Source organism: Streptomyces sp. NPDC028419 (genome assembly GCF_055565515.1).
Genome location: NZ_JBVHUE010000011.1, coordinates 33,231 through 48,052, shown reverse-complemented (window position 1 = coordinate 48,052; position 14,822 = coordinate 33,231). Strand labels below are relative to the sequence as shown.

10 protein-coding genes and 1 pseudogene are annotated in these 14,822 nt (G+C 74.6%); 4 read left to right on the top strand and 7 right to left on the bottom strand.

Annotated features, from left to right (window positions below; genetic code table 11):
• Positions 1-263: 263 nt before the first annotated feature.
• Positions 264-983: pseudogene (locus tag ACZ4UB_RS15110) on the bottom strand (IclR family transcriptional regulator domain-containing protein); the annotation flags it as partial.
• Between the two features lie 917 nt (positions 984-1,900).
• The gene (locus ACZ4UB_RS15105; protein WP_468070476.1) at positions 1,901-2,500 is read right to left on the bottom strand and encodes an RNA polymerase sigma factor; all 600 of its coding nucleotides are present in this window, start codon (positions 2,498-2,500) and stop codon (positions 1,901-1,903) included.
• A 331-nt stretch (positions 2,501-2,831) separates the two neighbouring features.
• On the opposite strand from ACZ4UB_RS15105, the gene ACZ4UB_RS15100 reads away from it, so the two are divergent.
• Together ACZ4UB_RS15100 and metG are read left to right on the top strand one after the other, a co-directional pair.
• Positions 2,832-4,778 carry a hypothetical protein gene (locus ACZ4UB_RS15100; protein ID WP_468070475.1) on the top strand — a complete coding sequence of 649 codons (1,947 nt, stop codon included), beginning with the start codon at positions 2,832-2,834 and terminating at the stop codon, positions 4,776-4,778.
• 254 nt (positions 4,779-5,032) lie between these two features.
• Positions 5,033-6,751, top strand: a complete 1,719-nt coding sequence (gene metG, locus ACZ4UB_RS15095) for a methionine--tRNA ligase (protein ID WP_468070474.1) — start codon at positions 5,033-5,035, stop codon at positions 6,749-6,751.
• Positions 6,752-6,832: 81 nt separating this feature from the next.
• Here the strand turns inward: metG and ACZ4UB_RS15090 are convergent, their stop codons facing one another.
• Together ACZ4UB_RS15090 and ACZ4UB_RS15085 are read right to left on the bottom strand one after the other, a co-directional pair.
• Positions 6,833-8,389, bottom strand: coding sequence for a YfcC family protein (locus tag ACZ4UB_RS15090; protein WP_468070473.1), 1,557 nt, complete (start codon positions 8,387-8,389; stop codon positions 6,833-6,835).
• On the bottom strand, positions 8,386-9,708 hold the full coding sequence (locus tag ACZ4UB_RS15085) for a M20/M25/M40 family metallo-hydrolase (RefSeq protein WP_468070613.1): 1,323 nt from the start codon (positions 9,706-9,708) through the stop codon (positions 8,386-8,388). Before ACZ4UB_RS15085 ends, ACZ4UB_RS15090 begins: the two co-directional genes overlap by 4 nt.
• Positions 9,709-10,001: 293 nt before the next feature.
• Between ACZ4UB_RS15085 and ACZ4UB_RS15080 the strand changes: the two genes are divergently transcribed.
• Both ACZ4UB_RS15080 and ACZ4UB_RS15075 read left to right on the top strand, forming a co-directional pair.
• Positions 10,002-10,535 (top strand): hypothetical protein, encoded by a 534-nt coding sequence (locus ACZ4UB_RS15080; protein WP_468070472.1) that lies wholly within the window; start codon positions 10,002-10,004, stop codon positions 10,533-10,535.
• A 61-nt stretch (positions 10,536-10,596) separates the two neighbouring features.
• Entirely contained in the window at positions 10,597-11,373 is a 777-nt protein-coding gene (locus tag ACZ4UB_RS15075; RefSeq protein WP_468070471.1) for a bestrophin-like domain, read from the top strand.
• 22 nt (positions 11,374-11,395) lie between these two features.
• Here ACZ4UB_RS15075 and ACZ4UB_RS15070 read toward each other — a convergent pair whose 3' ends face one another.
• From ACZ4UB_RS15070 to ACZ4UB_RS15060, 3 genes are read right to left on the bottom strand one after another with little or no spacing between them, the layout of a single operon-like run.
• Complete coding sequence (locus ACZ4UB_RS15070; protein WP_468070470.1) at positions 11,396-13,009, bottom strand: NAD(P)/FAD-dependent oxidoreductase; 1,614 nt, start codon at positions 13,007-13,009, stop codon at positions 11,396-11,398.
• A complete protein-coding gene (locus ACZ4UB_RS15065; RefSeq protein ID WP_468070469.1) occupies positions 13,006-14,190 on the bottom strand; it encodes an MAB_1171c family putative transporter in 1,185 nt (394 codons plus the stop codon). The genes ACZ4UB_RS15070 and ACZ4UB_RS15065 overlap by 4 nt, the downstream gene beginning before the upstream one ends.
• A gap of 56 nt (positions 14,191-14,246) precedes the next feature.
• Complete coding sequence (locus tag ACZ4UB_RS15060) at positions 14,247-14,795, bottom strand: toxin-antitoxin system, toxin component (RefSeq protein WP_354380820.1); 549 nt, start codon at positions 14,793-14,795, stop codon at positions 14,247-14,249.
• Between the last annotated feature and the right edge of the window lie 27 nt (positions 14,796-14,822).

The following is a 14,822-nucleotide window of genomic DNA, read 5'->3' as shown; positions in this document are numbered from 1 at the left end:
AGGTCGCCGCCCGGACCCAGTGGCGGCAGGGGCGCGAAGGTGCGGGGGAGGGCGAGGGCCGGGCCGTCACGGCCCCGCGAACGGGGGCTCGCGTCGAAGAGGTAGGCCGCCTCGGTGGCCGGATCGCTGACCAGGTGGGGCCCCGGCGAGGCGGTGGCGCGCGTGTGCGGGGTGCGGAAGACGCTGCGCAGGTGGCGCAGGGTCCGTGCGGGCGAATCCGGCTCGACCCGCACGGCCGCCCCGTCCGGGGGGATCGCGCCCGACAGGAGCAGGGCGAGCAACACCGGTACCGCCTTGCGGCGCAGGGTGGCGGTGGCGGCGCCCAGCCGGTGGGCGTGCCCCGCGGGCAGGGACAGGGCCAGGCTGCTCGCCGCGCCGCCGGTCGCGAGCGCGACCGCCGAACAGACCACGCCGGGGGCGTACTCGCTGAGGTCGAAGACCGGCTCTCCCGGGGCCAGCGCGTCCAGGGCGTGGAAGAGCACCCGGCTGTCGGTGATGGTCCGCGCGGTGAGCCGGGCGGGACGGTGGCGCGCCACGTGGTCGGCCCGACCGTCCCGGTCGAGTTGGGTGAGCAGGCACTTGCCGACCGCGCTGGCGTGGGCCGCCGCGCCGAAGTCGACCCACTCGTCGACGGGCGGGGTGCCGGGCCCCTCGGCCATCTGCGTGATGCGGACCTCGCCCTCGGCGTAGCGGCTCAAGTAGAAGGCGGCGCCCGCGCTGTCCCGGGCCAGCGCCAGGGTGTGCTGGAGCTGGGCGGCGAGCCCGTGCCCGCCGGGGGCGCCGAGCCGGTCGAGTGCGGGGCCCCGCCCGTAGACGCCCGCCGCGGGGCGGCAGGCGTACCCCTCCTCGCACAGCATGGCCAGCACCGGGCCGAGTTCCGCGGCGACCAGCCCCGCCTCCCGCCCGATCCGGGCGGCGTCGACACCGAGCGGGTGCCGTTCGAGGACGCCCACGACGGCCAGCGCGCGCCGCGCCCGCGCCAGGGCGCCGGTGGCGTCCGGGTCCGCGGGGCCCGGCCCGCGGCGCCGCGCGGCCGGGGGCGGCGGGGGGCGGCGTACCGGAAGGGGCAGGGGAGCGGGGTCGCCGTCCGCCCGGGCCCGGGGGGCCGGCCGCGGGTCGGATCCGGCCGCCGGGTCCGGCTCGCGGGCCGGGGCCGTGGGCAGGAAGGCGGGCAGCACCTCGGGCAGGCCGGGGCGGGGCAGCGGCACCGGGCCGAGGTCGACGTCCTCGAACTGGTCGACGTGGCGCAGCACCCGGGCCTGCGCGCAGAGCCGGATCTCCCGCAGGTCGCGCGGCCCCCCGGGCAGGTAGCCGGAGCGGGCTAGCTCGGCCGCCCAGATCCGGGCGTCCTGGTGTTCGCCGCGCCGGGAGTGGTCGAGGAAGAGGCAGTAGGCGGCGGAGCCGGTGTGCGCGGCGCCGGAACCGGCCGCGAACTGCCACCAGAAGCGGGCGCCGTCCCGCAGTCCGGCGAGGTGCAGCAGGCAGCCGAAGACCAGGGCGCCGGGCGGGTCGCCGTGCCGGGTCGCGATGAACTCGCCCAGCCGGGCGCCGGCTCCGGGCCCGCAGACCACGGCCAGGCTGACCGCCTTGAGGTCGCGCCGGGCCTGTTCGGCCTCCACGGGCCGGTCCCGCGCGGGATCGCTCCAGCCCGGCGGCCCCGGGCGGGCGCGGGCGTCGGCGGCCCGGGCCGCGGCCCGGGTCCGCAGCAGCAGCCGGGTCTCGGCGGCGCCGAGGTCGTAGTGCGGGTAGCGGTCCGGGACCCGGGCGCGGGCCAGGAAGTGCTCCAGGGTGCGGGCGTGCTCGCCGCGGTCACCGGCGCCGCGATCCGCCCGGTCGGCGCGGACCGGTAGGTCGACGGGACCAGGGAGCTCGGCGGGGTCCGCGTGCTCGCCGTGGGGGCTCATGGCGCGCCGTCCTCTCCGCCGAGGAGCCGGGTGAGCCTGCGGCGCGCCTGGGTGAGGTGGGAGCGGACGGTGGCTTCCTCGACGCCCATCACGCGGGCGGCCTCGCCGGTGGTGCAGTGCAGTCCGTAGCGCAGCAGCACGGCGTCGCGCTGCCGCTCGGCCAGCCGGGAGACCGCCGAGTAGAACTGGATGCTGTCGGTCAGCACCTCGTACGGATCGACGGCGGCGTCCTTGAGCGCGGCCTCGAAGGCGCTGATGTCCATGGGTCGCGGCCGCCGGTCGCGCTTGCCCTGTTGGTCGACGATGCGGTGCTTGAGGACGGTCCAGGCGTACGCCTCCAACCGGTCCATGTGGAGCATCCGGAGCCACTCGTTCATGATCGCGTCGAAGGTGGCGTCGACGGCGTTCTCCGCATCGGTGTCGGAGCCCAGCTGGAGGTAGGCGAATCTCATGTAGGAGGGCCGCCGGTCGGTGTGGAAGGCCCAGTACGACAGGCGCGCCCGCGTGTCCCACTGGCTCATCGGCGTCGCCGGCCGCTGCCGTCGGCTGGGCAGACCCACCGCCCCACCGGATTCCTCCGGTCCGCCATCGCTCACCGCTCCACCTCTCCCCCTCATGGCACTGGAGGTGCTCGCCCCCACCCTGCCAGCGTTCGCACGGCCGCGAGAAGGCCGCGGGCGAAGCGGGGGAAAGCTGTTGACGGCCCGTCCGATGCGGAGCGTTTCGTGATCGACTTCGATCGGCACCGCGACGAACTGTCGGTTCCGCATATGCCGACGAACGTTTCCCGTGGTCGGGCCCGGTCGGCGCCGGACCGGCGGCGCCGGGGCGCCTTCCGGGGCGCTCGTCCACGGGCCGCCGGCGACCGGTCGGTGGGCCCGTGGGCGCGGCGTGTGACCATCCCAAGATTCACTCGTTTGTCGGACCGTGGGCACATCACAGCGATTCGGCTCCACCGCCGTCGAAGCAGCCGAGGCGGTCCTCGTCGAGCAGTACCCCCACCTGGTACGGCTCGCCTACCTGACGCTCCCCGACGGCCTCGGGCGGCACGCCCGGGTGCTGCGCGCGCACCGGGCGGTGCAGCGGGGGTTGCCCCGGGCGCGCGCCGGTGACGAGCCGGGGCGTCCGGGGGGCGCACCCGACGGCTCGGGCGCGCCCCCCGGCCCCGGCGGGCCGCTCGGGGAGGTGCGGGCCCGCGTGCTGCGGGCCGCGCTGGCCCCCGGCGGCCGGCCCGGGACGGCCCTGGCCCGGTGGGGATGGCCACCCGCGCCCCCCTTCGTGTGGGGGCTCAGGCTCTGGCCCCCGGCGGGCGGGATCGACGAGACGGCCCGGCTGCTCGGCGGGGTGCCCGCGGCGGTCCGCGCGGCCTTCGTGCTGCACCGGCTGGACGGGCTCGCCGAGGCGGGGACGGTCCGGGTGCTGGCCGCCGCGGGAGTGGCGGACCCGGCGCGGAGCGTGCGCCTGGCCCTGGCCCTGCCCGTCGGCGAAACGCTTTTGCGGTCCACGGAGTTCGACGCCTGCGTGGTCAACACCCGGCCCACCGACCTGCTGCGCCGACGCCGCCGGGTACGGGTCGGATGGGCGGCCGCGGCCGTACTGGCCCTGGTCGCCGGGGTCGCGGTCGCCGACGGGGCGCCGCCCGGGCCGGACGTGCGGCCCGCCGCCGGAGCCGTGGCCGCCGGGGCGCTCGACCCGGACCGGCTGGTGCGGATCCCGGCCGCCGCCTGGTCCGACACGGCCCGGGTCGACTTCACCGCCTGGCCCGCCCGCGGCGCGCGGGCGGGGGACCGGGCACTGCTCGCGCGGGCGCTGGGGGCCTGGGCCAGCAGATCGGCGCGGGTGCCGGTGACCGCCGCACCCGGGACCCCGACGGACCCGCCGGGGCGGCCGCCTCAGCTGCTGTACGCCGGGGACGTCGAGGGCAGGGCGGTGGTGCTCCTGCTCGACGCCGACCGGGTGGTGCGCTACGGCGAAGCCGCCGGCGGGCCGCGGGAGCGGGCGCTCGACTTCGCCCGTACCGACGAGGCCGGGGTGACCACCGCGGGCGCCCTCGCGGTGAGCCGGGCGGGCGGCCGGGTCCGCTACCTGTTGGCCCCCTGGATCGCCACGGCCGCCACCGTGGACCTGCTGCGGCCGGCGGACGCCGGGAAGCCGCTGGCCGTGGCCGCCGACGGGGTCACCGCCGCCGCTGCGGTGCCCGGGGCCTCGGGACCCTGCGCCGGCTGGCCCGTACTCGAACTGACCTCGTCCACCCGCATCGTCGAGAAGCACTCCTTCGTGCTCGCCGATCTCGGCGCGCTGTCGCCCGTACACCTGACCTACACGCCCCTGCCGGACGGGCCGAACGCCGTGCCCGCGCGCCAGCCCAGGGAGGCGACCGGTCCCGCCGCCCGCGCCGCGTGGGCGCCGCTCGCCTGCGGGCTGCGGGAGCTGCGCGGGGGCGCGGTGCGGGCCGTCAACGTCTGGGACTTCGCCGCGTCCGAGCTGCCCGAAGGCGGCGGCCGGGCCGTCTGGTCCTGTACCCGGGCCTCCGGCTGGGCCGGGCCCGGCGACGTGTCCGTCCGGCTGCGGCCGCCCGCGGGCCCGGCGCAGGACGTGGCCCGGGCCCGTTCCACCGCCGCCTGCGGCCGCTTCGGCCAGCACCTCCTGGTCGGCACCCGGTGGAAGACGGCCGCCGGACACTGGTACGAACTGGCCGCCGGCAGCCGGGAGGTGGCGTCCATCACGGCCACCGGCGCGGTCCGCGCGGAGGCGACCGGCCGCAGCCTCACCGCCCCCGCCGGCCCCGAGGGAGCGCCGGTGACCCTGACCGCCCGCCTCGCGAGCGGCGCCCTGATCACGGCCCTCGACGGCGCCGGCGGCGGCCGCGACTGACCGGAGATCCGCCGCCGCGCGGCTCCGCTCGCGCGGCCCGACCCCCGCCCGGCCGGTCCCTGGCCGGCCGGGGCGTGATCAGCGCTCCTGTAGCATGACCGCGAGCGCGAGGGCGGTGACGCAGAGGTCACAGCCCTCGCTTTCGTGTAAGGCCCACCCCCTGAAAATGCGGCACGTGGCGTTTCGTCGGTTCGATACGATGAGCCCCTTCACGATCCTTCACACGCCGCACGTATGAAATGGAGCATCCGAGGATGTCTCGACACCTGATCACCAGCGCGCTTCCCTACATCAACGGGATCAAGCACCTGGGCAACATGGTCGGGTCGATGCTTCCGGCGGACGTGTACTCCCGGTACCTGCGCCAGCGCGGCCACGAGGTCCTCTACATCTGCGCCACCGACGAACACGGCACCCCCGCCGAGCTGGCCGCCAAGGCCGCCGGACTCTCGGTCGCCGAGTTCTGCGCGCAGGCGCACCACGCGCAGAAGGCGATCTACGACGGTTTCGAGCTGTCCTTCGACTACTTCGGCCGCAGCTCCTCGGAGCAGAACCGCGAGATCACCCAGCACTTCGCGCGCCGGCTCCAGGAGAACGGCCTCCTCGAGGAGCGCGCGATCCGGCAGGTCTTCTCGCCGGTCGACGACCGCTTCCTGCCGGACCGCTACGTCGAGGGCACCTGCCCGCACTGCGGCTACGACAAGGCCCGCGGCGACCAGTGCGAGAACTGCACCCGCGTCCTGGACCCCACGGACCTGATCGAGCCGCGCTCGGCCATCTCCGGCTCCACCGAGCTGGAGGTCCGCGAGACCAAGCACCTCTTCCTGCTCCAGTCCAAGCTCCAGGGCGAGGTCGAGGCCTGGGTCGCCGAGCACGAGGAGGAGTGGCCGCAGCTGGCCTCCTCCATCGCCCGCAAGTGGCTGACCGAGGGCCTGCACGACCGCGCGATCACCCGTGACCTCGACTGGGGGGTGCCGGTCCCGGCCGACACCTGGCCGGAGCTGGCCGCCGACGGCAAGGTCTTCTACGTCTGGTTCGACGCCCCGATCGAGTACATCGCCGCGACCAAGGAGTGGGCGGACGCCGACTCGGCGAACCGCGACTACAAGTCGTGGTGGTACCAGGCCGAGGACGTGCGCTACACGCAGTTCATGGCCAAGGACAACGTCCCCTTCCACACCGTGATGTTCCCCGCCACCGAGCTGGGCGTCCGCGAGCCGTGGAAGATGGTCGACTACGTCAAGGCCTTCAACTGGCTGACCTACTACGGCGGCAAGTTCTCCACCTCGCAGAAGCGCGGCGTCTTCACCGACCAGGCGCTGGAGATCCTGCCCGCCGACTACTGGCGCTACTTCCTCATCGCCAACGCTCCCGAGTCCGACGACTCGTCCTTCACGTGGGAGCACTTCGCCTCCACCGTCAACAAGGACCTCGGCGGCACCCTCGGCAACTTCGTCAACCGCGTGCTGACCTTCTCGCGCAAGAAGTTCGGCGACGAGGTCCCCGCGGGCAGCGCCGCCGGCGAGGCGGAGGCCCGCCTCGGCGAGCAGATCGCCGAACTGCTGGCCGAGTACGAGGGCCACATGGAGACGCTCCAGTACCGCAAGGCCGCGGCCGCGCTGCGCGCCCTGTGGTCGGCGGGCAACGCCTACCTCGACGAGAAGGCCCCCTGGCTGGAGGTCAAGACCGACCTGGACGGCGCGGCGCTCACCCTGCGCACCGCGATGAACCTCATCCACCTCTACTCGGTGGTCTCCGAGCCCTTCATCCCCGCCTCGACCCGCGCCATGCGCTCCGCCTTCGAGCTGGCCGACGACACGGCGACCTGGGTGACCCCGGAGCAGGCGAAGTCGCTGGACGCGGTCCCCGCGGGCACCCCGTTCACCGTGCCGCCGGTGCTCTTCGCGAAGATCACGGAAGAGGACCTGGAGTCCTACCGCGAGCGCTTCGGCGGCAGCGACGCCGCGGCCTGAGGCCCGGAGCACCACCCGTCCGACGCGAAGGGGCGCGGCCACCACACGGTGGCCGCGCCCCTTCGCGTGCGCCCGCGGTACTTACAAGGCCGCGCCCAGTGCCACGAAGCCGCAGATCAGGACGAAGAGGATCGCCAGCAGCGGCCACACGAAGCGCAGGTACTTGTCGTAGCCGACCTTGGCCAGGGCCACGCCGCCGATGGTCACCGCGGTGGTCGGGACCCAGAGGTTCATCCAGCCGCTGGCCGACTGCCAGGCCGTCACCACCACCGCGCGGGAGACCCCCGCGAAGTCGGCGAGCGGGGCCAGGATCGGCATGGCGAGGGTGGCGTGGCCCGAGGTGGACGGGATCAGGAAGGCCAGCGGCAGGTTCACCAGGAAGACGATCACCGCGAAGACCCCGGACGAGGTGCCCTTGACCACGCCCTCGATGGAGTGCAGCACGGTGTCGGTGATCTTCGAGTTGTTCATGATGACGGTGACCCCGCGCGCCAGCATGATGACCAGGGCGGGCGAGATGAAGTCGGCGGCGCCCTGGATGATCGTGGAGCTGAGCTTCGCCTCGCCCATCCGCGCCACCAGGCCCACCAGCACGGCCGCGCACAGGAACAGCGCCGAGAGCTGCGGGAAGGACCAGTCCAGCTCCCAGCCGTACGGCGTCGCGTCCGCCTTGCCGGTCAGCGCGCTCGACCAGGGCACCACCGAGAAGATCATGAAGGCGAAGACCAGGACCAGCAGCACCAGCACCGTCTTGTGCAGCCGGGTCAGCTCCGGCTCCGCCACCTCGTCGCCGGTCGCCTTCTGCTCCTGGTCCCCGGGCAGGAAGCCGCACAGGGACGTGGTCGGGTCCTTCTGGACCCGCTTCGCGTAGCGGATGACGTAGAGGACCGTCACCGTCGTCAGCACGATCCACATCAGGAACCGCAGCACGATCCCGTCGCCCAAGGAGATGTCGGCGGCCGAGGAGGCCACGCCGGTCGCGAACGGGTTGACCGTGGAGCACAGGACGCCGATGCCCGCGCCCAGGATCGAGGCGCCGACGGCCACGAGGCGGTCGTAGCCGAGGGCCAGCATCATCGGCACCAGCAGGCCGTAGAAGCCGAGGGTCTCCTCCGCGAAGCCCTCCACCGTACCGAGGACGGCGAAGACCACCATCACGGCGGCGATCAGCAGCGCGCCGCGGTCCCGCAGCCGGTGGGCGAGGCGGGCGATGCCCCGGTCGAGGGCGCCGGTCGCGAAGACCACCGTGATGAAGGCGCCGATCGCCAGGACGAAGAGGAAGACGCCCGCGCTGCCGTAGAGCGCACCCGTCAGGCTCGGGCCGACCTGGCCGGTGGTGGTGTCCTGGAGGCCGTAGAGGCCGTTGACCGGGGCGAGGAAGAGGTCGTTCAGCCGGTCGGTGAAGCTCTGCGTGCCGGGGACCCGGTGGTAGGTGCCCGCGACCGGGGCGCCGCTGTCGTTGCGGTCGTACTGGCCGGAGGGGATGAGGAAGGCCAGCAGCCAGATCGCGACCGTGACCAGGGCCAGGATGGTCAGCGCGCTGGGGAAGGCGAACTTCCGCGCGGGCGGCGGTTCGCCCCCGGCCCCCGGCTCCAGCTCGGGCTCGGCGGGGGTGGGGGCCGGGCTCGCGGCGCTCACCGGGTGCCTCCCGCGCGGTGGTCCGCGGCGTACTCGCGCAGGAAGGCGACCATCGCGACCACGGTGTTGCGCAGCTCCGCGAAGAGCACGCGCTCATTGGGCGCGTGCAGGTTGCACATGCTGTCCTGCGCGCCGAAGAGCAGCACCTCGGCCCCGGGGGCCGCCTTGGCCAGGCCGTTGACCAGGGGGATCGAGCCGCCGGTGGCGACGTACGAGGCCTCCGAGCCCCAGGCCTCCTTCAGCGCGGTCAGCGCCGCCCGGTAGGCGGGGCCGCCGGTGCGCGCCTCGTAACCGGGGCCGGTGTCCCCGGGGGTGACGGTGAGGGGGATGCCGAAGGGGCGCTGCGCGCGCAGGTGCGACACCAGGGCGGCCCGCGCCTCCAATGGGTCCTGGTGCGGGTGGAAGCGGAGGTTCAGCTTGGCCCGGGCGTAGGGGACCACGGCCGAGGCCGCGTGGTCCACGCTCGGGGCGTCCAGGCCGATCACGGTGATCGCGGGTCCGCTCCACAGCCGCTCGCCCAGCGAGCCCGTACCGATCAGCGGCAGGTCGCCCTTGACGGAGGCCAGGTCCCGGAACTCCTCCTCGGTGTAGGTCGTGCCGTCCCACGGGTCCCGCCGCAGGCCGGCGACGGCCACGTCACCCGCGTCGTCGTGCAGCGTGCCCAGGGCCCGCAGCAGGACCAGCAGCGCGTCGGGGGCGGCGCCGCCGAACTCCCCGCTGTGCCGGGGCTCTGCGAGGGTGCGGACCTCCACGGTGACCTCGCAGGCGCCGCGCAGCCCGGTGGTGAGGGTGGGCGTGCCGGGGCGGAGGTTGCCGAGGTCCGCGATCACCATCGCGTCGCACGCGAACCGGCCGGGGTCGGTGGGCGGGTAGTCGTCGAAGGCGCTGCCGTACTCCTCCTGGCCCTCGATCACCATCTTGATCCCGACGGGCGGCCGGCCTCCGTAGGCCCGCAGCATGCCCAGGTGCGCGATCACGTTCGACTTGTCGTCGGCGATACCGCGCGCCCGCAGGCCGCCGGGGACCGGGGTCGGTTCGAAGGGCGGGGACAGCCACAGACCCGGGGCGCCGGCGGGCTGGACGTCGTAGTGCCCGTAGAGCAGCACGGTGGGGGCGTCCGGGTCGGGGGGCGGGATCTCGGCGTAGATCACCGGGGCGGTGTCGGGCAGGTCGATGCGCTCCACCTTCGTCACGCCCGCGTCCCGCAGCAGCGAGACGATCAGGTCGTGCGCCTCCTCGACCGGTTCCGGCGGGTAGCCGGGGAAGGCGATCGAGGGGATCGCCGCCAGCCGTTCCAGATCGGCCACCAGGCCGTCCATCAGCGCATCGACCCGCGCTCCGAGGTCTTCCCGATCGCTCGCTTCCACCCGGCACCGTCCCTCTCACCACCGCTGAGCTGCGGTTCTGCTCCCTCGATGATGGGCCGGGGGCGGGTGGGGTGCCGTGGCGGAATGGGCCGGGCGGGTGAAGGGGGCCGGGCCCGGCGGGGTCCTGCGGTCCGGATGGCCGGAAGTCGACCCCGTGGTGGCGACCTTGACTGATCCACCGCGTATCGAAGCCGTCCCGTAATCGTTTCTTCAGCCGAGAGCACGCACGACGAGGAGGCAGCGCGGTGACCGCTTGGCAGTACTTCGCCGGGGCCGGGTTGGTGGTCGCCTGCTGTCCGCTCCAGGGACACGTGGACGTGCCGCCCGCGGGCGCTCGGGCGGACCTGTGCGTGCCCGCCCGGCACAAGCCCGCGGCCCCGCCGACGCCCGCGGCCCGACCCTCCGCGACGGCCGTCGTCCGCGGGGCCCTGCCGGGTCCCGCCGGGCCGACCGTCCGGCATCCGGCCCGGCCCGCGCCGGAGCCCGCCGTCACCCCGAGCCCGGCCGCCGTGCCCCGGCCCGCGACCGTGGCGGCGCGGCCGGAGCCACCGCAGGCCGCACCGGACCCCGCGGCGCCCGGTCCCGCGCCCGTCGCCCGGGCCGCGGCGCTGCCGACGGCCGGGTTCCACGTGCGCCCGTACCGTCCCGTGGCCCTCCGACGACCGGCCGCCGGCGGGATGTCCACCATGATGCTCCTGGTCGTCGTCACGACCCCGGCCGTCCTCGCGGCCGCCGTGCTGCGCCCGCGCGGGCGCAGCGGCCGCAGCGGCACCGCCTGAGCCGTAGCCCCCGGCCGCACCGCCCGAACCACCGACCGATCCACACCACGGGAGATCCCGCATGTCCGAATGGCTGGTCCTGGCCATCGCGATGGCGCTCGTCTGCGCGCTCGTCCTCGCCTGCACCGCATTGCGGCACCGCCGCGTCGCCGCCGACGAGGACACCAGCGAAACCCCCGACGTCATCGAGTACATGACGATGATGGTCGGGGTGGTCTACGCGATCGTGCTCGGCCTGGCCATCGCGGGCGTCTGGGAGGCGCGCGGCGCCGCCGAGGACAACGTGCGCCGCGAGGCGCAGTCCTTGTACGAGGTGACCCAGCGCGCCGACGTCTACCCGGCGCCGGTGCGCGACCGGATCCGCGGCGAGGTGGACGCGTACGTCACGCACACCGTCAACGTGGACTGGCCGCTGCTGACCTCCGGCGCGAACTCCTCCCCCCAGGGCGCCGCCCTGCTGGGCACCCTGCGCAGCGACGTCACCCACCAGAACCCGGCGACCGAACTCCAGGCGCAGGCCTACCAGCCGCTGCTGGACCAGATCGCCAGCGCGGACGACGCCCGCCACTCGCGCACCCAGAGTTCGGGCGCCACCCTGCCGGGCGTGATCTGGTTCGGGCTGCTCGCCGGCGGCCTGGTCACCATCGGGCTGATCTTCACCCTGCAGATCCGCCGCTCCGGACGGGAACTGTTGCTGGCCGGGCTCTTCAGCGGGCTGATCGTCTTCCTGCTGTTCATGGTGTGGAGCTTCGACGCCCCCTACGGCCGGGAGGGAATCGATTCGGCGGCCCCGTTCCAGGACCTGTTCCCCTCGCTGGCCTTCGCCCTCGGCAAGTAGCCGCGCAGGGCCGGGCCGCCCGTCAGGTCCCGGCCGGTTCCATCGGCTCCACCGGCCCGGCGCGATCCGCCCCGGGCCGTTCGGCCCGGTCCGTCCGCCGGGTGAAGCCCAGCTCCCGTTCCGTCAGCGGCGGGCCGGTGAGCTGGGGCATTCGCGGCCCGCGCAGCGCGTGCAGCAGCACCCGGGGCCGCACCAGCGTGGTGATCGGCGCCGACAGCGTCATCACCTCGGTGAGCGCGGTCGCCACCACGAAGTCCGCGGTGGCGGTCCGCACCAGGCGCCCCACGTAGCGCGAGAGCAGCTTGTCGGCCGCGCCCGGGCGCTTGCCGACGGCGTCCGGATAGAAGATGTCCTGCCCGGTCGCCAGGTCCCAGGCCACCGACACCGGCGCGGCGACCGCCCGCTGGGTCCGCCGGGACAGCCCGGCCGCCCGCAGCCCGCCGCCCTCCACCAACGACCGGCGCAGCGCCCGCGCACCCTGGGCCGCCACCGACATTCCGTGGCCGTACACCGGGTTGAAGGAGGCCACGGCGTCGCCGAGGACGACGTACCCCTCGGGCCAGACCCGGGACTTCTCGTAGTAGCGGCGCCGGTTGGCGGTGTGGCCGAAGGTGGCCACCTCGGACAACGGCTCGGCGTACTGGAGCAGTTCCGCGACGACCGGATGGCGCGCGGAGCGGGCGAAGGACTCGAAGGCGGCGCCGTCCGCGGTCGGTTGGCCGCCCCGGGTGCCGGAGAGGGTGACCAGCCAGCGGCCGCCCTCGACGGGGATGATCACCGCGGTCTTGCCGGGCCGCGGATCGTGGGCCACGGACTGGATGTTGACCACGGGGAAGTTCTTCTCGGTACCGGGCGGCGCCTGGTAGAAGCGGCTCGCGTACACCAGGCCCGAGTCCACCAGCTCCTCGCGCACCGGCGGCACGCCGAGGTCGCGCAGCCACTGCGGGGTACGGGTGCCGCGGCCGCTCGCGTCCACGACGAGGGCGGCCGCGAGGCGCTCCTCGCCGCCCTCCGCGGTGGTGATCCGCAGCCCCGTGACCCGCCCGGCGTCGCCGGTCAGCCCCAGCACCCGGGTGTCCTGGACCACGCGGATGTTGGCCAGGGCGGCGACCTGCTCGCGCACGGCCCAGTCGACCAGGTCCCGGGTCGCGGCGAACAGGTAGTGCGTGGGCCGCCAGCGGCGGTACCAGCCGCCGGGGGAGAGGGCCACCATGCCCGAGGTGAGCGGGATCCGGTGCGCGCCCGCCGCGAGCAGCCGCTCCGAGAAGCCGGGCAGCAGGGCCTCGATCGCCTCGGCGCCGCCCGACCAGAGCAGGTGCGCGTGCTGGGCCTGGGGGAGGAAGGCGCGGGCCGCGGGGGTGGCGGGCAGGACGTCGCGCTCGATGACGGTGACCCGGTCGGCGTACGGTGCGAGCGCCGCGGCGGCGAGCATTCCGGTCAGGCCCCCACCGATCACGACGGCCTCCCGTCGCGTGGTCCGCGCACCGCTCCCGGCGACCGCCGCGCCGGCGACACCCGGGCCACCGGCCGCCGGGCCACCGGCCGCCGCGCCCCGGGCGGGGGGCTCGGCCGCGGTGCGCGGCGCCGGTATCCGTCTCGGCCCGGAGGACCGGTCGCCGCTCGTGGTCTCGCTCATGGGTGACTGCTTTCCGTGCTGGCCGCGTGCCGGCGGGTCCGTGCTACTGCGGGGGAACGCAGGGCGCGCGAGATGCGTTCGAGATCGCGCGGTCCCTGTGCGGTCGGCGAGGTGTAGGCGTCCGCCGAACCGATGACCTTCTCCTCCGGATCGGCCGCGCGCGCCCGGACGGCGGCGGCGACCATCACCGCCTCGGCCGTGGCATCGGCTTGGGCGGTCCCCGCGCCCGCCGCGAGGGCGGTGGTCCGGGCGCGGTCGCGCAGGTCGTGGTCGAAGTAGGGATCGAGGTGCAGGATCCCGTCGTGGATGTCGGCCACCCGTTGGGTGACGCGCAGGTCGGCCGGCGACCACCACGAGATCCGCACGGCGCGCGAACCGTGCGGGACGACCGTGTGCAGTTCGCGCCAGAGCGGCCCGAGCCGGTGGTACGTCGCCCAGGTCTGCCAGAAGGCCGACAGCCGCTGCACGACCAGCGGCAGCACGAAGCCCGTGCCGATGAGGAGGGCGGAGAAGGAGGCGACGGGCGGGGCCACGGTGGTGCTCAGCACGTCCAGGTCCTGGCCGGCCCAGCGGGCCGTCACGGCGGCGAACTTCGCCGCGTCGAAGACCAGGTTGAGCATGAACCCGCAGACCATGAGGATCAGCCCCGAGCGCAGCGAACCGCGCACGTGCAGGGACCAGCGCCGGCACAGCACGGTCATCACGACGGCGGCCACGGTGTGCGCCACGAGGTAGATGAGGATCATCTCGCGGATGTAGGGCGTGTTCGCGTAGTACGTGTCGAAGTCCCGCAGCCGTTCCACCGGTGCGCCCCCGAGGGCGAACAGGGAGAACTGCGACAGGATCACGGCGCTGTACGAGCCCACGCACCAGCGGGAGAGGGTGCGCGCGCGGTCGTCGGGGCCGCCCCGCCAGTTGATCAGCAGCAGCAGGCAGGACGCGCTGAAGGCGGTGAGGATGCAGTAGACCAGCGGCGCCGAGAAGTTGGGTACGCCGGTGATCCGGTTGACGGCGGCGATCGTGGGCGGCGCGGCGAAGAAGAACACCGAACTGGCGACGAGCAGGAGCACGCTGACGGCCCGTACCAGGGGATCGCGCCAGTGCCGGATCAGCCCCGGCAGCTTGCAGGTGAAGGCGATCACCAGCACGCCGGCCGGAATGTAGAAGTCCAGGCCCTTCACTCGTTCAGCCCGCTCTCAGCCGGGTCAGTGGCCGCAGCCCAGGGTTCAGCACGTTCTCAGCCTCGGGGTCCTCGGTAGCCGAGGGACGCCTCGATGCGTCCCGCCAGCTCGTCGCGTTGGGTCGGTCCCGGCCCCAGGGAGGCCGAGAGCCAGGGACGGCACTTGCTGCCGAGCAGCAGGCCGAAGGTCTCCGCCTCCGTCTCCTCCTGGACGTCGGCGCGGGTGCGCGCGGCGACCCGGCGGACCGTTTCGCTCAGGTCGGCCTCCTCGGACAGCAACCGGGCGGCCACGGCCGCGCCGTCCACGTGGTGGCTGCAGTGGCCCGCCTTCATGTGCCACAGCTCGTGGCCGAGGATCACCAGTTGGTGGTCCGGGGCGGTGCGCTCCTCCACGACGACGAGGTCACGGTCCTCCATGTCGAGCCACAGGCCGCTGGCCGTCCCCGGGGGGAACGAGGCCATGCGGAACTCCACCGGACGCCCGCGGTGTTTGCTCATGCCCTTGCACAGGGTGGTGTAGAGGTCCACGGGTTCCACGGGGGCGGCCAGCCGGATGGCCGCCACCAGCTCTCCGCACAGCCGCCGCTGCTCTCTGCCTATGCTCACCGTTCTCCCCGTCGGCGCGGATCCGGA

Excerpts from the sequence above, each read along its gene's own strand:
- metG (WP_468070474.1), top strand. The coding sequence starts at position 5,033 with ATGTCTCGACACCTGATCACCAGCGCGCTTCCCTACATCAACGGGATC.
- ACZ4UB_RS15085 (WP_468070613.1), bottom strand. The coding sequence starts at position 9,708 with ATGGACGGCCTGGTGGCCGATCTGGAACGGCTGGCGGCGATCCCCTCG.
- ACZ4UB_RS15075 (WP_468070471.1), top strand. The coding sequence starts at position 10,597 with ATGTCCGAATGGCTGGTCCTGGCCATCGCGATGGCGCTCGTCTGCGCG.
- ACZ4UB_RS15070 (WP_468070470.1), bottom strand. The coding sequence starts at position 13,009 with ATGAGCGAGACCACGAGCGGCGACCGGTCCTCCGGGCCGAGACGGATA.